The organism is Pseudomonas batumici (genome assembly GCF_036585405.1).
GTDB lineage: Bacteria > Pseudomonadota > Gammaproteobacteria > Pseudomonadales > Pseudomonadaceae > Aquipseudomonas > Aquipseudomonas batumici.
Genome location: NZ_CP144470.1, coordinates 5,808,974 through 5,826,260 on the forward strand (window position 1 = coordinate 5,808,974; position 17,287 = coordinate 5,826,260).

Genomic DNA, 17,287 nt, shown 5'->3' on the forward strand with positions numbered 1-17,287 from the left:
GAGGCGCCTATGGGTGTTGCGGGTGGGTGGTTATTTCTTGCGGTAGGTCTTGGTCAGCGTGCCGTTTACGACGTGCCCGCGCCTCATCACAACCCGGGCCAACTTCTCCCGGTCCTTGGCGCTGTGGCTGGCCTGCCCGAGCAGGCCGAAGTAGCTGTTGGCGGTTTTGCGCAGATCCTCGGCCGGCGCCGCAGCAGTCCTCTTCAGCGCCTGGGCCAGCGATCGCTTCCGCGTCGTCCGGCGCCAGGGCTTGATCACGTGCCCGACGAAGTCGACGCCGCGGTCAACGGGTTGCAGGATCGTTTTCGACGGGTTCAGCCGGGCGCCGAGGCCGGGCAGGAACGCTTCGACCTGGGCCAACCACTCATTGAGCTGCTGCGGCGACTCATGCAGGAAGATGAAGTCGTCGACGTAGCGGATGTAATGCTTCGCCTTGAGCGTATGCTTGGCGAACTGGTCCAGGGCATCAAGGTAGATGTTCGCGAAAAACTGGCTGCTCAGGTTGCCGATGGGCAGGCCCAGGTGCGCTGGCTGAGCGGTCAGGCGCTTGTGCTGGGGCACCCGGGCGAAGAGGTGGGCCGGGCTCCGGGTTTCGTAGTCGGTGCGCGGGTCGTGCATCAGCACCTGATCTGCCAAGGCGAGCCACCATGGTTCGTCAATCCGCGCGGCCAACTGCTGGGCCAGCACGCGCTTGTCGATCGAGACGAAGAAGTTCGCCAAGTCGCACTTCAGGTAGAAGACCGGTTTCGACCAGTTCTCGGTCGCGCTCCGGATCTTCGCCTCAAGCCTGGTGGCGGCGTACAGCGTGCCGCGCTCCTTTATGCAGGCGCAGGTGTCGGCGATGAAGGTGGCCTCGATGCCGGCCCCGATATGGTTGTACAGGAGGTGGTGCACGATGCGGTCGCGGAAGTCGGCGGCCCAGACTTCCCTGGCCTTTGGCCGGGTGACAACGAAGCAAATTGAACGGCCCGGGCGGTAACGGCCGCTGACCAGGTCGTCGTGCAGCTCGATCAGGTTCTGTTCCAGGTTCATTTCGAAAGCCAGCGCGCTGTCGCTGTTGCGCTTCGAGCGCCGGCAATCGTAATAGGCCTGAACCAGATCGCTGAACGGGTAGGGACCAACAGTCGAATCTGCGGACGGGGCGGACGCGGAGCTCGTGGTTCTTGTCGTTGTTGTTCTGATTGCCATCTTCGAAATTCAGATTGAATGCGTTGTTGGCGGAGCGCTGCGACCTATCGTGCTATCTACGTCGCCCCGGCGATTGCTCATCGGGGAAACTGTGCCGGACCTGCGCGGACGCTTTAGACCGTCGGTATCCGTGGGTGCACATAGCGGTGGCCCAGGGGGCCAGCGGCACGACCAGATTCAATTCGCACAGACCTGAGAACCTTGGCTCTCAGGTAGCGGGCGCGGTTGGGGTGGAGCGTTTCCAGGCGTTGGCCTGCTTGCCGATGGAGGTGGTGACCTCGATCATTTTTGCGTGCTGGCCGATGCTGATGAACCGACTGTCCTTGAAAAGCCTCATCAAGAACTCGATCACCTGCACCTTCTCGACAAGATCAGTCAAGAACTGGCGCCGGTCACGGGTCGAGTTGGCCCGAGCGATCAGCATCAGCACGTCGATGCACTCATCGATGACCCGCTTGCCCAGCGACTGCTTGAGGTCGCGCGGGATGTTCCGGGTCAGATTCGTGGCCATGTGCAGCAGGCCCATCGCCGCGTTGTAGATCGATAGCTCTGTGTGCATTGCCATGTCATGCCCCTCCATGGGCGGCCGGCCGCAAGCGGCCGGTTAAATGAATGAATTATTGAATAAGCTCGCTGCGGACGGGGCGGACGCGGAGCTCGTGGTGCTTGGCGTCGTCGAGCTGAATGCCACCTTCGAAATACAGAAAGAAAGCGCTGTAGGCGGAGCGCTGCGTTGACGACCAGTACCAGGTGTCGCGGAAGGCTTCGGCACCGCCGGCCTGGAATGCCTCATGGACTGTCTGTACCGGGTCTTCCTCGCTGTACAACAAGCCAGGCGGAACGCTGTTCGGGTTGTCGCCATCGCGTCGGCCGGCCCAGTTCTCCTCGGTGGTTGGCTTGAAGTGCCGGTACTGCAGCTCCTGCTGGTCGCGAGCTGGGATCGCCCAATCGCTGTGGCCACCGATGTTCAGGGCCAGGACCTTCTGCGCCAGAGGGCTACCGGCGGCCGCCATGGCTTCGGTGTTGGCGCGCCCATCGGTGAAGCTGTCGGCGCCCTCGATCTTCACGCCGTATTCACCCCAGGGGCCGACCAGTTCGTGCTCGGCGCCGGCGGTGATGGTGCGGTATTCCAGGCCAGTGTCCGGGTCGCGGACGATGCCGTTGAAGTAGCCGCCGCCGTAAGGCTGGCCGATCTGAAGGGTGATTTCTGCTGGTGTTGCTGCGGACATGGTCTTTCCTCTTTTCGTGGGCAACAAAAAAGGCGCCTGTGCGCCCCGGTGTGCCGGATCAAAAGCAATTAATGAAGGATCAAATGAAACGTCTGCGGACGGGGCGGACGCGGAGCTCGTGGTTCTTGACGAAGCTGTACTGAATGCCACCGTCGAAAAGCAGACTGAATGCGTTGTTGGCGGAGCGCTGCGTGCTCGTCCAATGCCAGGCCTTGCTGAACACGTCGGCCAGGGTGATCTCCAAGAAGGCAGCCTCACGGCGGGACATCAGGTAGAAGTCGGCGTGGCCGTCGCGTTCGAATGCGTGGCAGAACTGGGCGGCGGGGTGGTCGCTGTCGTCGGCCACCAGGGCGGCGGTGTTCGACTGGCCGTCCCAGGCGCTGTCAGCACCTTCCAGCTCGTCGCCGTAGCCGCCCCACTCGAGGGGCTTTTCAGCATCGGTGCCGATAGGGACGATCAGGTAGTAGGGCTTGCCGTTGCCTGGGAACAGACCGCCGTTGATGCCACCTTCACCGGGCCAGGGCGCGCCGACCGCCGGCACTGATGATGGGCTGATGGGAGTTGAGGAGGCGCTCAGGCCTGCGAGCACTTGCAGTGCCAGCGCTGCGTCTGGTGTTGTCAGCTGGGTTTCGCCTCGACTTACGGTGATCAGTTGCATGGTGTGGCTCCTGATTGAAATGGGGCAGGCGGCCGGCACTGCTCGGCACGTTTCTGGTCTGAGTTCCGTCCGGGAACACCCGGGAATCACCTGCAGAAAAATCAATGAATAGATGAATCACTGAATAGGGAGGCTGCGGACGGGGCGGACGCGGAGCTCGTGGTTCTTGCCGCTGATGCCCTGAGTGCCAACTTCGAAACCCAGAATGAATGCGCTGTAGGCGGAGCGCTGCGTGCTCAGCCAATGGAAGCGATCGTCGCGCAGGGTGATCAGGCCGTCGGCCTTGGCCGCCATCAGCAGCTGACCCTCGAGGCACGAAGGGATGAACGCCCCCAGTTCGAGCGCCTTCGCTGCGATCTCGCTGCCAGCTTCGGCCATGGCGCGGGTATTCGCTTCGCCATCGCTGTAGCTCTGGGCGCCTGGGATGTCCTGGCCGTACTCGCCATAGACACCGCTCAGTTCGTCGTCGAGCAGCACCAGGGCGCGTTCCTGGCCGTTGAGCCAGTAGCGAGTCACAAAGCTTCCGCCGGCGAGCGGCTGGCCGCGTTCAGGAAGTTCAGATGCTGCGATAGATTGAGGCGTTTGGTTGGTCATGACTTTCTCCAGGGTGCATGCCGCCCTCCGGTGACCGGATGCAGCGAGTAGATTGTGGGTTATGCTGGCTCTATGATTTCGTCGTCAGGCTCGCCGAGGTCTTCGCCCAGCATCCGCCGGCTTGCGTCCTCAAGTTGTTGCGACACCTTTTCGCTAACTACATAAGGTGTCGTGACACACATGAGCATCTGGCTGGCAGTGGCGAAGTCGGCGGCGATCACGTTGCGGATCAGGTTCTGGTAGACCTCTTGCTGGCTGTTGAAGCCGTGCTCTTTCATCAAGCGCTTGATGCCCGGCTTGAAAACGCCGGCAACTTCAACCGTAAATTTCTCGACGCCCAAGGCAGCGGCTTTCTCGGCCGCCTTCTCGCGTTTCCGCCGCTGCTTCACGGCTTCCGCCGTCAGCTCCTGCTGTTTGGCCATGGTCCACCTCGTGTGCTGGCAGGTCAAACCATGCCTGTCGCCGGCGCTGCCGGACCTTGTTGCTGATGCGCCTCATGGTTCGCGAAACCTGAGGCCATTCTCGCTGGCGATCAGTCGAACGCGCTTGACGTGCATGCCCAGGGCCTTGGCGGCCTCGGCCGCCGTGCAGCCTGTTTCGGCCTGAGCCTTCACGCTTGGTGCCAACTTGTCGCGCTCGGCGCGGAGGCGTTCATGGTGTCCGGTGGTACCGAGGTGCGGTGCATGAGCGCTGACGCCACGCGGGATCTCACGCACGGATCCGCCGGCGCCGAAGAACTGATCCATCTGCCGGTTGAGGTCATCGATAACCGCCTGTCGCGGGTCTGGCATCGGAACCCCGATCATTGCTGCACCCCGTACAAGGCGAACACCGCGAGTGCGATTGCCGCTCCAATCGTCCAGCGCAGCAGGGTGCTGAAGAAGTGGCGCCGGGCCACTCGGACTGAGCCGACGAAGTCTGCGCTGTGCTCGAGTTGTTTGGCATAGTGACAGGCCGTGTCATGGCCTTGGCGGGCCCCGCGGGACTCACCAGTGGCTCGTTCGATGATATCGAAGGTGTTCCGGCCCAAGGGCACGACATTGAAGCGTGGTGCCCTGGCCGGCTCGGCGCGGCCGATCTTCTGGTACATCTCGGCGGTTGATAACGTGAGGCGATCCCGAAGCACCTGCAGGACCGCTTGCTTTTGGCGGATGGTCTGGTTCATGGCGATTTCTCGTGTTGGTTGCTGCGGTTATTCATCAGCACTCTGATCGCCTGCTGGGTGCCGGTGGGCGCAAGGAAGAGTACTGACGGGTAACGGCAGGCGTAAAAAAGCCCAGGCGAACCCGGGCTTTTGTGCGTCACGAAGACCTCCCTACGTGAGCGCTGATGCCTTCATGGGGAAGGGCTTCTATTTTGGCTACTTGATCATGGCGGCGTCTCCTGTCGTTCGCTCACTGGGAAGGCAGTGGTCACCTATCGAAGCTGCATTGGAATGTCGGTCCTGACCAAGATGCCTAACTACGTCCTCCCGTTCGCATACAAACAGTTGGCCTGGATCAGCTTTTTTCATGGGGCGCCGACATTCCAATGCAGCCTGCTCGGAACGCAGGTGATCGGGCCGGTCTTTCCCGGCTGCCAGGGAGTCGAATTGAAGAAATGAATTACTGAAGGAATCTGCGGACGGGGCGGACGCGGAGCTCGTGGTACTTGTCGTGGATGAGCTGAAGGCCAGCTACGAAAAGCAGACTGAAGGCGTAGCTGGCGGAGCGCTGCGTGCTCGATATGTAATACCAGTCACTGCTGAACGACTCAGGAGCGAACTGCCAGCCGTGGTGTAGTTCACCGATAGATGGCAGGTAGAAATCGGTGTGGCCGTCGGCGGTGTAGCTGGCAGCGGCGATGGCAGCGGGATGCTTGCTCCGCTGGTCATCCGGGATCTGAGACAGCAAATCGTGAATGAAGCGATTTGCGCTTTGCTGCTCTTTCAGCATGGCGGCAAGCAGCGCCAGGGTGTTGGCGCGGCCATCAGTGCGACTCTCAGCATCGACGTTCACGCCGTAGTCGCCGTAGGTGTGGCGCCCAGGCACGTCCTCGACAGCGAAGATTATGTGGCACAGGCCTTCTGGATACTGGCGGAGACCGCCGTAGATACCGCCCTTTCCTGGCCAGATTTCGCCGATTGCTGGGGGAGTGAGTTTCTGTTGTGCGCTCATTGCGATGCCCTTGTGTTGGTTGTCATCCCAAAGCCAGTTCAGCGAACTGGCTTCAGTGATGCTTTCCGCCGTGACCCGCTACTGGCGTCGGTCACCGGCTATCTCAAGTTGTTTCTCCGACCACGAACCCTGTCCGCCGGATAACTGATTGCGGTGCTTTACGCTGCGCACCCGGGTCAGTTGCCAACCTTCTGAACCGTTGAGGCCGGTTCATCGCTGCCTGTGACGCTGGGCCGGTGTCGATCCGGCAAGGGGTGAAACCAAAGAGCGGGGCCTTTTGAGGGCCTTCGCAGCCGGCACCTGATTCGGTTCCGTGTTGCGATGGGGTAAAATTAGCAACTGCTAAATAATTACGCAATAGCAAATGCTAAATTATTTTGCGCAGGCACAAAAAATCCGCTCAGTGGCGGCCTATGGATGGTTCAGATTGGGAAGGGTGAATGCCAGGTGCAGGTCAACCGCAGGCGTGCAGGTCGATGGGGAAGGTGCAGGAGGTGTCAGGCGGGAAGGGTAGGAGCGAAAGGCCCTGGGCTGGCGCGGTCTTACTTAAAGGTTATCGCGATAATAGTTACCGCGGACGACAGATACAAAAAGCCCGGCGCTGGGCCGGGCTTCTTTATTTGGCTGGTGTTGGGGTCGGGGGTGGCGCAGCTGATGCGGGAGCAGCCGCCGTTGGTGTGGGCGAGGGAATGACAGGCTGGGAGTGGGTAGGCGCTTCGCTTTTCCCGGCCTGGAAAGCTGAAAACATATTTGAGGTCAGGGTGGCATTGAATGATGCTACCCCAATCACAATCGCAAGCACTGTCGAGACCGCCGTAACGATAACGGTGGTTTTCATGGAGCCAAGGCTTGATTTCAGCTCGCTGTGGTTGGCTGATATCTGATTGACCGTGGCCTCCATGCGCTTGTCCCGCTCAGCCTGCACAGCCATAAAGGACTCGATTTTTGACGAAACCGATTCGACTCGAGCATCCATCTTGGCTTCGATGGTCTCCAGCTTGGCATTGAATTCTTCGCGAGTGATATCGTTCATTTTTTGAGTATCGCTCCCTTTTTGCGCACTGTCATCACGGAAGTCGACGTCAGTCTTGTCAAGACCTTTGTGGTACTGAGTTTTTTCGACAAGGTACAAGTGACTGTCGCCAGCTTGCTTCTTAGACATTCTCGCCGCCCTCATGTTCGACGCCTTGGTCGTCCCCCAGATCAAGCTCCAAATTTGCCGGGTTTTCTTCCACCCAACTATTGACCACCTTTGATATGTGCTGCCTCAAGAATCCGCAATTTTGGCAGTAGTACATGAAGACTGAAGCATAGAAGGTTTTTTCAACGTTCCTGGAGGGAATTCCAAATCGGTAGGTCGGGCCATCGTTAGCGCACATGATCACCCAGTCATCGGCCTTGCATACCCAGCAGGGGTCGTGATCACCTGCTTTTTCTGCCAGAAAACGTATGAAGTCATCAGGATCGATGGAGTGCATTGTCAGTCGTGACGACGGTTTTTTATCATTTTCTGCCATTTCTTTTCCCTTAGCAGCTGAGGCCTAACACTTCTATTGGGGCCTTCTACAAATCCCCGCCGCGCCAGATCACGCGATCGCCTACCAGAGCACTGAAGACCAGAACACCCGACCGAGAACGATGATTTCCTTCTCCAGCATCTCCTGGGCGGTGTATTCCTCGTCCCGGTGCTCGTCGCGATTGAAGCTGCGCATGCGGATACCACCACCTGGAAGCCGGTATAGCGTCTTGACCCGGAGCTGCCCCCCATGGTCTACCGCATACATCTTGCCGTCGGTGATCGCGGTTGTGCCTGTATCGACACCTACAGTGCTTCCATCAGGCAAAACCGGCTCCATGCTGTTCCCACTGACGGTCACGCATACCGCTTCTGAAGGCTGCACGCCCTGGCGCCGCAACGTGATCTTGCCGAACCGGAGTTTTTGCTTGGGCGAAACCTGAACCATATTTCGGCCGCCGCCGGCCGAAAGCTCAACTTCCTTGAGGAATGGCACGTAGACCTCGTCGTCATCCAGTGGCGTGTCGTCGTCCCATACGTCGATGGGGCCCAACATAATGGCGTTCGACTCTATTTCCCTTGGTTGGGAGAGGGCTAGCGCCACTGCCTTTCCTATAACTGGCGTGACAAGCGCTCCAGCCATAAGGCCGATTTTCGTCTCAAGTGTTGCCGCGGCCTTTTCCCCCAAGCTCCGATGTCCGTTCAGGAGCTGAGAAAGGTAGGAAGCATCAAGATTGTGCCTTTCGGCAAACTCCTTTTGGGACATCGGCCCCATGAGCTCCCGCAAAGCATGTATTCGCATCTGTTTTATATCCATCCCCAAATCATCGCAACCAGTTAGCAAACAGTAAATTACGGTTTGCTATTGCGTGATGCATTAGCAAACGCTAATCTTGAGGCTGACAAAGGAGGTGCAAATGAACCTGCACGAATTTATTAAGCCGCTCGACAAAGACGCCCTCACTGAATTGGCAGCTTCCTGCGAGACCAGCGTCGGGCAGCTGAAGCAGGTCGCATATGGCCACCGACGGCCAAGCGCATCGCTGGCTATCAGCATTGATCGCCAGACAAAAGCCGTCGTCACCTGCGAAGAGCTTCGCCCTGATATCGACTGGGCATATCTGCGCAGCACCCCATCGAATTCGACTCAAGCCGCCTAACCCATTCGAACACCCAAGGAGCCTCACCAATGGCCTACGACAAGCCCAAAGAGCATCGCCGCGACAAGCGCCACAAGGTCAGCCTCAACAGCACCCTGGAGAAGATCACCGCTCGATCAGCGATCCGCGCTGAAAAACAGCACGGGACCTTTCTCTACCTGCTGGTGGAGTGGGCCGTGGAAAACGGCGCTATCGAGGCACTCCTGAAGGACCGGAACGAGTCTAGCGCGGCCTAGTGGGCCAAAGGAGGGTCAAGTGCTCGAGTACGAACACCTGAGCCCTGCCACGCAAAAGAAGGTGGACGGGCTCGTTGCTGCAAACGGCTGGACCTTTGAACAGGCGATGGAAGAGATCGTCATCGAGGGAATCGCTATGGGTGGACTCACCTCTGCCGGACGACCAAAAGCGAAGTTGGTGGACATCAATGGGCCACCGAAAGGGCTGGGCCAAATCAGGGCCAAAAAAGACCCGAATTAGCCCGGGTCGCGGGCACAAACCAGGCGCACCGCAGAACTGCAGGGGATACCCAATGAGCTACGGCAATAAAACTCACCGCAATACGCACCAGCTGAAGTCGCGCCTGAATGACGACGCCTACGCCGACCTCAAAGCAGAGGCGAAGGATCGGGCCATACAGCCAGGGGCGCTCGTCCGCGAACTGACCCTGGCAGCTTTGCAGTTCAAGCAGGCGCACGGGTATTTCCCCTTGGTGGATGACCAGGAGCTTGAAGGCGGGGAGCTGGACAACTTCCCGGCCCTGCGTGAGCTGGCCCGCACATTGAACATGCAGCCGCGCGAGTTGGTTCATGACCTCGTGCGTCAGGCGCTCGCACTCAAGCTCAAGCATGAGCAACTGTCGCTGTTCGGCGATAAAAAATTCAGCGCCTGATTAGGCCGCAAGGGGGCGTCATGTCCGTGGTGAAAGTGGAGCAGTACAAGCAGGAAGAAAGGGAAGGGCTTGAACGCTGGGCTGCTGAGGCTGGCATCGACATGGAGCAGTTGGAAGACCAAATCTTGGATGCTGCAGAGCGCGCAGTCGAGCGGCGCAGTGCTGCTCGCCTTGCAGCAGATAGAGCATCCCTGCTGAGCCGTCTCGCTGCTCATTTTGTGCAAGAGGCGCAGGCAGAAAACGTGGTTTCGATTTTCCCTGAGACGTAACACGCCGGCCCCTAATAAGGGTCACTACGGCAGAGCCTGGCACCTAATAAGGGCCTGAGCAAACACAACCGAATGCATGTGGAGAAGGGCATGACAACCAAGGCAATCAAAGAAGACGGAAGCGCTGAAGTGATCCTGGGCGAAAAGCCTTTCGTTCATCCGGGAAATCTGAGCGCCACAGAGTTTTCGAAGTACCTCCGCGATATTGCTGGACAGATAAGCAGGATCGCTGAGCTTCAAGTCGACAGTGCTCGCTACCAGCAAGCGGCGCCGATTGCGCAGCGCCGGTTTGAAGTGGCTAAAGATGAGCTTTTGGAAGCAGCCGGGCTGCTATCTCAGGCAGCCACTCTTTTTCCAGAAATCCCTGAAGAGAGTCTCCAGTGGGCATATCAGGAAAGCCGTAATTCGCCAGCGCCTGCTCCGCGGCAGGACCTATTGGATGATTCGCTATGTCGTCATGAAGAGCAAAAAAAATCTGCTCAACCGTCAGCATCTCAATAGCAGGGATCGGCCAATGAAACTTCGCGAGTATCCGGTGGTGAGCTGCCCTGACTCCTGTAAGCGACTCCCACGGATGCGCGTGTTTGGCTCTGTAATCGCGCAGGTAAATCTCCATTCGGTATATCTGATACGACCTGTTTTTTATCTTGTTGATGTCAGCGAGATCCATTCCAGGCCCACCTCGGACCGCTTCGACCTGACTGTTGATTGTGTTGAAAAAGTTCCAGTAACGCTCCCGTATATCGTTCATTTGTCCGGCCTCCGAGGCCTTTTCGTGTGGAAGCCAAAAGCTACCACGGAAGCGCCGGACATCCATAGCGCCTGAATTTCAGGCACAAAAAAACCGCCTGGCAGGGCGGCTTCTTCAACAACTTGCAAAACACTGTGGGGCCATTATGAACATGACAGCTACCCCTGGCAATACCCATCGTGTCGCGACACTTTTTGCTGGAGCGCAGAATGTGTCGCGACACACTATGTCGTCACGCGAGATCGCGGATTTGGTCGAGGCGAGACACAACGATGTCGTGTCGACAATCGAGCGCCTCTTCAACAAAGGGCTTTTACGATCAACTCGTAAAACCCGCAGAGAGTCCACTGGCGGCCGGCCAACCGAAGTCTATGACCTGATCGAGCGCGACACCCATCTTGTTGTGGCCGGCTACAGCGACGAGCACCGCGCTCGCGTGATCGACCGGTGGCAGGAGTTGGAGTCTAAGGTGGTCGGCCAGGTGCAAATCCCCACCAGCTTTGCCGAGGCCCTTCGGCTCGCTGCTGACCAGGCTGAACAAAACCTGCGGCTTCAGCAAGTCATCCAGCAGCAGGCGCCAAAGGTCCAAGCGCTTGAGCGCCTGGCTGGCACCCATGGATCGATCTGCATTACCTCTGCTGCCAAGCAACTGGGCATTGGTCCTCTGACACTCTTCAAGTGGATGAGCGACAACCGCTGGATCTACCGCCGCACCAGTTTCGCCGCATGGTCTGCCTATCAGCCGCGCCTCACTGCAGGACTGCTCGAGCACAAGCTAGTGAAGGTGGGCCACGGTACCGAGGAAGAACTCAAGGTGATCGAGCAGGTCATGGTCACCCGCAAAGGCATCGCCCATCTCGCAACAGTCATTCAGGAGGCTTTGTAATGGCCGGCGACTGGATCAAATTCGAACTTACCACCCTGGACAAGCCCGAGGTCTGCCAGATCGCGGACCTGGCGGACATCGACCTTGATGCGGTCATCGGCAAGTTGATGCGCGTGTGGGGTTGGTTCGATCAGCAAACTGAAAAAGGTAACGCTCCGAGCGTTAGCAAAAAGTTACTCGACCGTCTCGTCGGTGTTACCGGTTTCTGCGAACACATGAAATCGGTCGGATGGATGATTGATGTCGATGGGGTGATCAGCCTCCCGCACTTTGACCGGCACAACGGAAAGACCGCTAAAAATAGGTCTCTCGGAGCAAAGCGCGCAGCCAACCATAAGGCTACCAACGGTAAAAGTAACGCTAACAGCGTTACTAATGCGTTACCTAGAGAAGAGAAGAGAAGAGAAGATCAAAACCCTCTCTCTGCGCAGGACGCCATCGACCCGCGCATGCCCAGCGAAATGACCCTGACCTGGGTGCCTGACGAAACCCTGCTGAAAACCTACGCCTACCACCGCGGATTGCCGCTTGACCTGTTTACTGAGGAAGTCCGCATAGCCTTCACCGGCCACTACGAGCCCCAGCACCAGGTCAACACGCAGGCGGAGTGGGTGAGCATGCTCGTCAAATGGGTGAGCAACGATAAGGCCCGCGTCGCCGCATCAAACGTGACCCCGATCCGCCAGAAGCCAGCGGCTGCCTCGGACTTCGATGATGACGATACCGAATGGCAGAACGGGGTGCAGTCGTGATGAAGCAAGTATCGGTGGTTGCTGAAAACCTGTGGTCAAGTCCTGGCGCGGGCGAGTTCATCCCGGCGGACGACCGCGCCTCTCCAGTGGATGATGGGCGCCGGAAAATGGCCGGGGCCATCAACGAGTTGTTCAAGGAGCTGCGCCTGATCCGGTCAGCCTGGCGCCAGGCGTGGCCCGACAAGGAAACCTACCAGGCTGCGAAAGTGCAATGGATGCAGGCTTTCCTCGACGAGGGAGTGTGTTCTCAGGGTCAGGTCGACTTCGGCATGGCACGCGCTCGCAAACAGGTCTCGGACTTCATCCCGAGCCCGGGCCAGTTTATCGAGTGGTGCAAGCCAACCCCTGAAATGCTCGGCCTGCCATCCCTGTCCAGTGCGCACCGGGAGGCGTGCCGGAATGCTCACCCAAGCATGGCCGGCCAGGGCAACTGGTCCCATGACGCAGTGTGGCACGCAGCCAAGGAGTGCGGGTTTGAAAGTCTGAACAAGCTCGACACTGCGCTGAGCTTGAAGCTGTTCGAGCGGAATTACACGATCACCATTCGCCGCCTGCTCGATGGGCTACCGCTCCAGGCTATGCCCAAGGCATTGCCTGCCCGGGTTGACGGCCGAATCACGCCCGAGGTCGGTAACGATGCCCTGGCCCGACTCAGGGCGTGTCTCGGAGGGCGCAGCTGTGACTGACTATAGCGAACTGAAGAGGCTGGCCGCGGCTGCAAATACCGTTGCGCCAAACTGGAAGATGCACGCGCTTAACCAAGCAGGCTTCGCGCATGCCGCCAAGCCTCATACAGTCCTGGCCCTGATCGCCGAGAACGAGGCGCTGCGCAAATCGCTCAAGGGGCTCATTCACATCTCCGATGCCACGGACTGGGAGCAGCACACCTGCGGCGAGATCGCCAGGGCTCGCAGTCTGCTTGCTGCTGCCCTGGACAAGGAGGTGCCTCGTGACTGACCGGCGCCTGGCTGTTCCGAACCCCGATCAATACCGCTATGCGGTGTTCTGCTGCTCTTTCAAGGTTGATCTGAGCGGTATGCCCGACCACGCCCTGGCGTTGTTCGCCGATGAAGCTATGGCCAAAAGGTACGGCGCCTGGATGTGGCCCACCACTTTCGAGGTCGTTGACCTCCTTGCCCCCAAGGAGGGCGATTCTTGAACACCAAGATCAAAACCCTGACCGTGAAGCTGTCAGATGCCGAGATCGTGCGCAACGCGAAGCTTGAACATGTTCGCGACCTGCGGGACGCCAGTCACCCGGCACTGCACTTTCGGTTCGCCAAGAATCGCACCCGCGGTTCCTGGTACCTGCTGAACAAGCGCCAATGGCACCGCATCGGCGCCTTCCCCGACCTGAACACCAAGCAGGTAATTGCGGCTCTGCCCGCGGTTCGCTTGCGCGTGGCTGCCGACGGCGCGGCCAGCGTTTCGGGCTGGGTGGCCGTTGGTGAGCTGCTCGACTGGTTCGGTGATCGCATGGCCAAGTCGCGGGCACTCTCCGAGAAGCGCCGGGCGGCCATCAAGTCCGCGATCAGCTGCCAGCTCAAGCCGCGCCTGAATGATTTGCTGCTCTGTGACGTGAACGCGCAGACCTTGGACAAGTCGCTAATGTGGCCGGCGCAGGAAGAACTGTCGCTGTCGTACGTTCAGCAGCTGTTCCGCCTGCTTGCGATGGCTTTCCGTCAGGCCCGTAAGCTGGACCTGATTCCCCTCAACCCGATGGCCGAACTCAAATTCAGCAACTTCACCACGGCGCGCATCCTGCCCAAGCCGGCACGACTGCGTGATGTCCAGTTGCCGGAACTGGTTGCGCTACTGGCTGAGCGCTTCGACAGCACGCCGGGTGACGCCATGCTGGCCTTGATGATGCTCTGCCACGGCACCCGGATCGGCGAGACCCGTCAGTCCCGTTGGGCAGACATAACGCTGCCGGAACGTGAGTGGTTTCTGCCGGCGGAGCACACCAAGACCAAGACCGAACTTCGTGTGCCACTGACTGACCAGGTCTGCGCGCTGCTGCGCCGCTACCGTGATCGCCAGGCCGCCCAGGGGTATGAGGGGCCATTTTTGTTCCCATCACGCCGCGGCAAGCCGCTGAGCGATAACCAGGCCTGCGCCGTGTTTACTCGGTTGGGTCAGGGTGCCTGGACCAGTCACGACTTGCGCAAGGTGGCCCGGACGGCGTGGACCGACCTTGGTGTCGACGGGCACATCGGCGAGATGCTGCTCAACCACTCGCTGGGCAAGATCGCTTCCACCTACATCAACACCCAGGCCAAGGAGCAGCGCCGGCTGGCCCTGGTGAAGTGGCACAACTGGTTAGATGAGCGTGGCCTCAGGGTAATCCACGCGCAGACAGGCGTTAGATATGAAGATTCGCAAAACCTCGTAGACGCCCTGAATGGCGGGGCCTGCGAGTCGATTCCACAATTTGTTAAGGGCGAGGTTTAAAACATGGAAAAAAGAACTTCCCAGCACCTCGTCGGCGGGACTGATATCGCGACTGATCGGGTTGAAATTCCTATTGTGGGGTGGACCAAAAGCTCCGGTCCTGCTTTCAGCGCTCAAAAAATAGAGTTGCGCCACTGCCTGGAGTGTCATGGTCGAGCATTTATCAGGGGGATTTTCCACGACCTGGCGTGTGTTGCATGCAACGCGTCCGGATGGGTGGAGGCGGCTACAGGTCATGCATTGTCGCTTGAAGCGCTTGTGCCTCAACTCAGCTTGAGGCTCCAGGGCGCCGAAAGGGCTCTCCGCAATTTACAGAGGGCCTCATTAGGGCCTCAGCAGCAGTACGAGCAGAACAACCGCCTGGGCGCCGGCGGCACCAACTACACAGGGGATTGAGGGATGGGGATCTATAAAGACGTGATGGGGACCTTGGTCCGGGTGCTTGCGGCGGACAACATCGACAACAGCACGAAGCAATCCTGGCAGAGGCTGATTGATGCCGATTTGAACCACGGCGGTACCGGTAGCTCAATCTCTGTTCGCGACAAGTTCGACTACGACTGCTGTCTATACGCGCTGTTGCACCGAGAGCTGACCCCGGGCCACTGGGACGTCTTAGTGGCCAAATACTCAACGCATAAAGCGAATAAGGTCGCGGCGATTGGACGGCTTGTCAGTCGAATGACTTCTCCCGCCCCTCAGCTGTTCGTTTATAAGGCGCTGACCGCATGGGCCATTCCGAAGCTGCGCGGCGCCCAAACTGGAAAGCGTTCGACGGACATGATTGTCTTGCCGCCTGGGTTCTATGACATGAATACCTGGGATACTGACGGCTCGCCGGAGCGCACCCGGCATCGCTGGAGGGCCGGGATTCACAAGCGCCTAGAAATGCTTGAGGAGGCGGCAGTGGTGCATGCGACGGAGATTTTTGACCATGAGGAAATCTTTATCGATGCGGCTTGACCTTGCTGGCAGAGTGGCTGTAAATTAACCCCATCATGTCGATCTTGCGCGTTATGAGAGTCGACGAAAAAACCCGCCATTGAGCGGTTTTTTTTGTGCCTGCATTTTGCGTGGTGGAGAAGTGGTCTATCTCGCCGGGCTCATAACCCGGAGATCGGTGGTTCGAATCCATCCCTCGCAACCAATCCTTCGCTGCTCCTCGCCGCGTTTGGCTGCTCCCACTGGCAGCCTTTTTTATTCCCTGGAGATACCCATGGCTGAGCCGGCAAGCACCACGGTAGGCAGCATGCTGCTTGTGAAGTACGGCGCGTTCATCGCGGGCTTTGCTGGTGCGCTCCTTTCGTTGACCTTCTTGCAAGGGCTGACCAGGAAGCAGGCTGCCAGTGCGTTCTTTACTGGCTTCGCCTCTTCGGTCTTCACCACGCCACTTGCATTGCACTACTTCGCTCTGCCAGCCGACGGAGCGATTCAGTACGGGGTCGCCTTCCTCATAGGCTTGTTGGCCATGAATATCATCCCGGGCCTGAAAGCCTTGGCTGGCAAGTTCGGCTCTACAGGAGCAACTGGCCCATGAACATCATCCTTGTGTCAGTCGATGCCCTCCTGTGCGCCCTGGTCATGACGGCCGCCGTCGAGTATCTGCGCAAGATTCGCCCGGTCGACCAGCCGCTGCTGAGCCTTTCGTTCTACCTGGTCGCGATCGCCGCGTTTGGCAGCTTCGTCGAGGCGCTGCACGGGCAGTGCGTGAGCTCGTTCACCGTGATGCTACATGCAGGTGTTGTCTTGTACGCCTGGGCAAGACGGGACTACGTGTTCCAGCAGATTCTCAGATGATCGCCTTCAAATGGCTGTTCGCCTGGTTCTCCGGCCGCTTGGCCGCAACTCAAAATGAGGATTCAAAAATGCCCGATGATCTGATCCAGTCCGGCGTCCTGGCGACCACCCAGCCCACCTTGCAATCACTGGGGGCTGACACTTCTCAGGTAGTTGCTGATGTTGCCAATACCCAAGTGGCCGCCAAGCCGAGCGTTGCCGCTGCACCGGCAGAGAGTGACCAGGAAGCTCCGGCGCCCGATGTGATCGAAAAACTCGAAGGCATCCTCGAGGCTATCGGTCACAAACTGCCTGCGTACTGGCATGAGGCTGTCGCCCTGGCCAAGAAAGCGGTTTGAGGGCTGATCATGTCTGGTCCCTTCGATATCTCCGTGCGCGGAAACGTCAAGGAGATATCCAAGGCGCTATCTGCCTTTGCTTACAAGCAAATGCCATTCGCCACGGCCTTGGCACTGACCGCGATAGCCAAGGAAGTGCAGGCCGATGAGATCCAGAACATCGCCTCCACCTTCAAGAAGCCCAAGCCATTCACCCAGAAGTCGGTGGGCATGCAAGGCGCTCGCAAGGACACGCTCACAGCAATCGTGTTCGTCAGGCCGATTGCCGCGAAGTACCTCGAGCCCTACGAAGACGGCGGCGACCATGTTCTGGCTGGCCGCGCGCTCTTCAACCCGAAGAACATCAAGCTCGATCAATACGGCCAGTTGCCCCGCAAGGTGCTGGAACGACTGAAGGCTCGAAGGGATATTTTCATTGGGCCGATCAAAGCAAAGTCAGGCACCGTCAATGGTGTCTGGCAGCGCATACCAGCAAAGAAGAAACAGCCAGCTCACTTGAAGCTGCTGATTCGTTTCGGTGACGCGGTTGCTGTGACCAAACGGTTGAACTACCGCAGTCGCGCCAAGGCGCTGATTGATCGACGGTTCAATGCCGTGCTTGGGTCGGCAATAGGCAAGGCGATCCTCTCGGCCCGGTAATGGGGTGGTGCGCC

The 17,287-nt window shown here is 58.9% G+C and carries 30 protein-coding genes and 1 tRNA gene; 18 read left to right on the plus strand and 13 right to left on the minus strand.

Annotated elements, in window-relative coordinates; all coding sequences use genetic code 11:
- Positions 1–30: 30 nt before the first annotated feature.
- The 12 genes from NUH87_RS26595 to NUH87_RS26650 all read right to left on the minus strand — a co-directional run bounded on the left by NUH87_RS26595 (position 31) and on the right by NUH87_RS26650 (position 8,158).
- Positions 31–1,188 (minus strand): RNA-directed DNA polymerase, encoded by a 1,158-nt coding sequence (locus NUH87_RS26595; RefSeq protein ID WP_338523327.1) that lies wholly within the window; start codon positions 1,186–1,188, stop codon positions 31–33.
- A gap of 208 nt (positions 1,189–1,396) precedes the next feature.
- Complete coding sequence (locus NUH87_RS26600; RefSeq protein WP_338523328.1) at positions 1,397–1,753, minus strand: four helix bundle protein; 357 nt, start codon at positions 1,751–1,753, stop codon at positions 1,397–1,399.
- A 52-nt stretch (positions 1,754–1,805) separates the two neighbouring features.
- Positions 1,806–2,417, minus strand: a complete 612-nt coding sequence (locus NUH87_RS26605) for a DUF1566 domain-containing protein (protein ID WP_338523329.1) — start codon at positions 2,415–2,417, stop codon at positions 1,806–1,808.
- A 79-nt stretch (positions 2,418–2,496) separates the two neighbouring features.
- Positions 2,497–3,075 carry a DUF1566 domain-containing protein gene (locus NUH87_RS26610; RefSeq protein WP_338523330.1) on the minus strand — a complete coding sequence of 193 codons (579 nt, stop codon included), beginning with the start codon at positions 3,073–3,075 and terminating at the stop codon, positions 2,497–2,499.
- 117 nt (positions 3,076–3,192) lie between these two features.
- Entirely contained in the window at positions 3,193–3,669 is a 477-nt protein-coding gene (locus NUH87_RS26615) for a hypothetical protein (RefSeq protein WP_338523331.1), read from the minus strand.
- Positions 3,670–3,728: 59 nt separating this feature from the next.
- On the minus strand, positions 3,729–4,091 hold the full coding sequence (locus NUH87_RS26620) for a hypothetical protein (protein WP_338523332.1): 363 nt from the start codon (positions 4,089–4,091) through the stop codon (positions 3,729–3,731).
- 72 nt (positions 4,092–4,163) lie between these two features.
- Entirely contained in the window at positions 4,164–4,460 is a 297-nt protein-coding gene (locus NUH87_RS26625; protein ID WP_338523333.1) for a hypothetical protein, read from the minus strand.
- Between the two features lie 11 nt (positions 4,461–4,471).
- Positions 4,472–4,834 carry a hypothetical protein gene (locus NUH87_RS26630; protein WP_338523334.1) on the minus strand — a complete coding sequence of 121 codons (363 nt, stop codon included), beginning with the start codon at positions 4,832–4,834 and terminating at the stop codon, positions 4,472–4,474.
- A gap of 439 nt (positions 4,835–5,273) precedes the next feature.
- Complete coding sequence (locus NUH87_RS26635) at positions 5,274–5,825, minus strand: DUF1566 domain-containing protein (RefSeq protein WP_338523335.1); 552 nt, start codon at positions 5,823–5,825, stop codon at positions 5,274–5,276.
- Between the two features lie 616 nt (positions 5,826–6,441).
- Positions 6,442–6,987 carry a hypothetical protein gene (locus NUH87_RS26640; RefSeq protein ID WP_338523336.1) on the minus strand — a complete coding sequence of 182 codons (546 nt, stop codon included), beginning with the start codon at positions 6,985–6,987 and terminating at the stop codon, positions 6,442–6,444.
- Positions 6,980–7,342: a hypothetical protein gene (locus tag NUH87_RS26645; protein ID WP_338523337.1), complete on the minus strand. Its 363-nt coding sequence runs from the start codon at positions 7,340–7,342 to the stop codon at positions 6,980–6,982. The genes NUH87_RS26640 and NUH87_RS26645 overlap by 8 nt, the downstream gene beginning before the upstream one ends.
- Positions 7,343–7,423: 81 nt before the next feature.
- Positions 7,424–8,158 carry an XRE family transcriptional regulator gene (locus tag NUH87_RS26650; protein WP_338523338.1) on the minus strand — a complete coding sequence of 245 codons (735 nt, stop codon included), beginning with the start codon at positions 8,156–8,158 and terminating at the stop codon, positions 7,424–7,426.
- A gap of 100 nt (positions 8,159–8,258) precedes the next feature.
- Between NUH87_RS26650 and NUH87_RS26655 the strand changes: the two genes are divergently transcribed.
- The 5 genes from NUH87_RS26655 to NUH87_RS26675 are packed head-to-tail and all read left to right on the plus strand — an operon-like array spanning position 8,259 to position 9,659.
- Positions 8,259–8,501 carry a transcriptional regulator gene (locus tag NUH87_RS26655; protein ID WP_338523339.1) on the plus strand — a complete coding sequence of 81 codons (243 nt, stop codon included), beginning with the start codon at positions 8,259–8,261 and terminating at the stop codon, positions 8,499–8,501.
- A 29-nt stretch (positions 8,502–8,530) separates the two neighbouring features.
- Positions 8,531–8,737 (plus strand): hypothetical protein, encoded by a 207-nt coding sequence (locus NUH87_RS26660; protein ID WP_110946441.1) that lies wholly within the window; start codon positions 8,531–8,533, stop codon positions 8,735–8,737.
- 19 nt (positions 8,738–8,756) lie between these two features.
- Entirely contained in the window at positions 8,757–8,978 is a 222-nt protein-coding gene (locus NUH87_RS26665; RefSeq protein ID WP_338523340.1) for a hypothetical protein, read from the plus strand.
- A gap of 52 nt (positions 8,979–9,030) precedes the next feature.
- Positions 9,031–9,390 (plus strand): hypothetical protein, encoded by a 360-nt coding sequence (locus NUH87_RS26670; RefSeq protein WP_338523341.1) that lies wholly within the window; start codon positions 9,031–9,033, stop codon positions 9,388–9,390.
- A gap of 20 nt (positions 9,391–9,410) precedes the next feature.
- A complete protein-coding gene (locus NUH87_RS26675) occupies positions 9,411–9,659 on the plus strand; it encodes a hypothetical protein (RefSeq protein ID WP_338523342.1) in 249 nt (82 codons plus the stop codon).
- Between the two features lie 298 nt (positions 9,660–9,957).
- Here the strand turns inward: NUH87_RS26675 and NUH87_RS31390 are convergent, their stop codons facing one another.
- Complete coding sequence (locus tag NUH87_RS31390; protein WP_422393885.1) at positions 9,958–10,476, minus strand: ECs1072 family phage-associated protein; 519 nt, start codon at positions 10,474–10,476, stop codon at positions 9,958–9,960.
- A 160-nt stretch (positions 10,477–10,636) separates the two neighbouring features.
- Here NUH87_RS31390 and NUH87_RS26685 point away from each other — a divergent pair, with 160 nt between their 5' ends.
- The 13 genes from NUH87_RS26685 (at position 10,637) to NUH87_RS26745 (ending at position 17,273) form a co-directional block, all read left to right on the plus strand.
- Complete coding sequence (locus NUH87_RS26685) at positions 10,637–11,296, plus strand: phage antirepressor KilAC domain-containing protein (RefSeq protein WP_338526963.1); 660 nt, start codon at positions 10,637–10,639, stop codon at positions 11,294–11,296.
- Positions 11,296–12,048, plus strand: a complete 753-nt coding sequence (locus tag NUH87_RS26690) for a DnaT-like ssDNA-binding domain-containing protein (RefSeq protein WP_338523344.1) — start codon at positions 11,296–11,298, stop codon at positions 12,046–12,048. The genes NUH87_RS26685 and NUH87_RS26690 overlap by 1 nt, the downstream gene beginning before the upstream one ends.
- Positions 12,048–12,734, plus strand: a complete 687-nt coding sequence (locus NUH87_RS26695) for a replication protein P (protein WP_338523345.1) — start codon at positions 12,048–12,050, stop codon at positions 12,732–12,734. The genes NUH87_RS26690 and NUH87_RS26695 overlap by 1 nt, the downstream gene beginning before the upstream one ends.
- Positions 12,727–13,005: a hypothetical protein gene (locus tag NUH87_RS26700; protein ID WP_338523346.1), complete on the plus strand. Its 279-nt coding sequence runs from the start codon at positions 12,727–12,729 to the stop codon at positions 13,003–13,005. The genes NUH87_RS26695 and NUH87_RS26700 overlap by 8 nt, the downstream gene beginning before the upstream one ends.
- On the plus strand, positions 12,998–13,207 hold the full coding sequence (locus tag NUH87_RS26705; RefSeq protein WP_338523347.1) for a hypothetical protein: 210 nt from the start codon (positions 12,998–13,000) through the stop codon (positions 13,205–13,207). Before NUH87_RS26700 ends, NUH87_RS26705 begins: the two co-directional genes overlap by 8 nt.
- Positions 13,204–14,499 carry a site-specific integrase gene (locus NUH87_RS26710; protein ID WP_338523348.1) on the plus strand — a complete coding sequence of 432 codons (1,296 nt, stop codon included), beginning with the start codon at positions 13,204–13,206 and terminating at the stop codon, positions 14,497–14,499. The genes NUH87_RS26705 and NUH87_RS26710 overlap by 4 nt, the downstream gene beginning before the upstream one ends.
- A 75-nt stretch (positions 14,500–14,574) precedes the next feature.
- Positions 14,575–14,895, plus strand: coding sequence for a hypothetical protein (locus tag NUH87_RS26715; RefSeq protein WP_338526965.1), 321 nt, complete (start codon positions 14,575–14,577; stop codon positions 14,893–14,895).
- A gap of 3 nt (positions 14,896–14,898) precedes the next feature.
- Positions 14,899–15,462 (plus strand): hypothetical protein, encoded by a 564-nt coding sequence (locus NUH87_RS26720; protein ID WP_338523349.1) that lies wholly within the window; start codon positions 14,899–14,901, stop codon positions 15,460–15,462.
- A 107-nt stretch (positions 15,463–15,569) separates the two neighbouring features.
- A tRNA-Met gene (locus NUH87_RS26725) sits at positions 15,570–15,646 on the plus strand.
- Between the two features lie 69 nt (positions 15,647–15,715).
- Positions 15,716–16,036 carry a peptidase M48, Ste24p gene (locus NUH87_RS26730; RefSeq protein WP_338523350.1) on the plus strand — a complete coding sequence of 107 codons (321 nt, stop codon included), beginning with the start codon at positions 15,716–15,718 and terminating at the stop codon, positions 16,034–16,036.
- Positions 16,033–16,296: a hypothetical protein gene (locus NUH87_RS26735; protein ID WP_338523351.1), complete on the plus strand. Its 264-nt coding sequence runs from the start codon at positions 16,033–16,035 to the stop codon at positions 16,294–16,296. The genes NUH87_RS26730 and NUH87_RS26735 overlap by 4 nt, the downstream gene beginning before the upstream one ends.
- Positions 16,293–16,634, plus strand: a complete 342-nt coding sequence (locus NUH87_RS26740; protein WP_338523352.1) for a hypothetical protein — start codon at positions 16,293–16,295, stop codon at positions 16,632–16,634. Before NUH87_RS26735 ends, NUH87_RS26740 begins: the two co-directional genes overlap by 4 nt.
- A 9-nt stretch (positions 16,635–16,643) precedes the next feature.
- Positions 16,644–17,273 (plus strand): hypothetical protein, encoded by a 630-nt coding sequence (locus NUH87_RS26745; protein ID WP_338523353.1) that lies wholly within the window; start codon positions 16,644–16,646, stop codon positions 17,271–17,273.
- Positions 17,274–17,287 lie beyond the last annotated feature (14 nt).

Bases quoted from the DNA above. Each gene is read 5' to 3' on its own strand.
- NUH87_RS26625 (WP_338523333.1), bottom strand. From the start codon at position 4,460: ATGCCAGACCCGCGACAGGCGGTTATCGATGACCTCAACCGGCAGATG.
- NUH87_RS26670 (WP_338523341.1), top strand. From the start codon at position 9,031: ATGAGCTACGGCAATAAAACTCACCGCAATACGCACCAGCTGAAGTCG.
- NUH87_RS31390 (WP_422393885.1), bottom strand. From the start codon at position 10,476: ATGGATGTCCGGCGCTTCCGTGGTAGCTTTTGGCTTCCACACGAAAAG.
- NUH87_RS26740 (WP_338523352.1), top strand. From the start codon at position 16,293: ATGATCGCCTTCAAATGGCTGTTCGCCTGGTTCTCCGGCCGCTTGGCC.
- NUH87_RS26630 (WP_338523334.1), bottom strand. From the start codon at position 4,834: ATGAACCAGACCATCCGCCAAAAGCAAGCGGTCCTGCAGGTGCTTCGG.
- NUH87_RS26635 (WP_338523335.1), bottom strand. From the start codon at position 5,825: ATGAGCGCACAACAGAAACTCACTCCCCCAGCAATCGGCGAAATCTGG.
- NUH87_RS26675 (WP_338523342.1), top strand. From the start codon at position 9,411: ATGTCCGTGGTGAAAGTGGAGCAGTACAAGCAGGAAGAAAGGGAAGGG.
- NUH87_RS26600 (WP_338523328.1), bottom strand. From the start codon at position 1,753: ATGGCAATGCACACAGAGCTATCGATCTACAACGCGGCGATGGGCCTG.
- NUH87_RS26645 (WP_338523337.1), bottom strand. From the start codon at position 7,342: ATGGCAGAAAATGATAAAAAACCGTCGTCACGACTGACAATGCACTCC.
- NUH87_RS26730 (WP_338523350.1), top strand. From the start codon at position 15,716: ATGGCTGAGCCGGCAAGCACCACGGTAGGCAGCATGCTGCTTGTGAAG.
- NUH87_RS26695 (WP_338523345.1), top strand. From the start codon at position 12,048: ATGAAGCAAGTATCGGTGGTTGCTGAAAACCTGTGGTCAAGTCCTGGC.
- NUH87_RS26720 (WP_338523349.1), top strand. From the start codon at position 14,899: ATGGGGATCTATAAAGACGTGATGGGGACCTTGGTCCGGGTGCTTGCG.
- NUH87_RS26685 (WP_338526963.1), top strand. From the start codon at position 10,637: ATGTCGTCACGCGAGATCGCGGATTTGGTCGAGGCGAGACACAACGAT.
- NUH87_RS26735 (WP_338523351.1), top strand. From the start codon at position 16,033: ATGAACATCATCCTTGTGTCAGTCGATGCCCTCCTGTGCGCCCTGGTC.
- NUH87_RS26605 (WP_338523329.1), bottom strand. From the start codon at position 2,417: ATGTCCGCAGCAACACCAGCAGAAATCACCCTTCAGATCGGCCAGCCT.
- NUH87_RS26610 (WP_338523330.1), bottom strand. From the start codon at position 3,075: ATGCAACTGATCACCGTAAGTCGAGGCGAAACCCAGCTGACAACACCA.
- NUH87_RS26615 (WP_338523331.1), bottom strand. From the start codon at position 3,669: ATGACCAACCAAACGCCTCAATCTATCGCAGCATCTGAACTTCCTGAA.
- NUH87_RS26620 (WP_338523332.1), bottom strand. From the start codon at position 4,091: ATGGCCAAACAGCAGGAGCTGACGGCGGAAGCCGTGAAGCAGCGGCGG.
- NUH87_RS26660 (WP_110946441.1), top strand. From the start codon at position 8,531: ATGGCCTACGACAAGCCCAAAGAGCATCGCCGCGACAAGCGCCACAAG.
- NUH87_RS26655 (WP_338523339.1), top strand. From the start codon at position 8,259: ATGAACCTGCACGAATTTATTAAGCCGCTCGACAAAGACGCCCTCACT.
- NUH87_RS26595 (WP_338523327.1), bottom strand. From the start codon at position 1,188: ATGGCAATCAGAACAACAACGACAAGAACCACGAGCTCCGCGTCCGCC.
- NUH87_RS26745 (WP_338523353.1), top strand. From the start codon at position 16,644: ATGTCTGGTCCCTTCGATATCTCCGTGCGCGGAAACGTCAAGGAGATA.
- NUH87_RS26640 (WP_338523336.1), bottom strand. From the start codon at position 6,987: ATGTCTAAGAAGCAAGCTGGCGACAGTCACTTGTACCTTGTCGAAAAA.
- NUH87_RS26690 (WP_338523344.1), top strand. From the start codon at position 11,296: ATGGCCGGCGACTGGATCAAATTCGAACTTACCACCCTGGACAAGCCC.
- NUH87_RS26650 (WP_338523338.1), bottom strand. From the start codon at position 8,158: ATGGATATAAAACAGATGCGAATACATGCTTTGCGGGAGCTCATGGGG.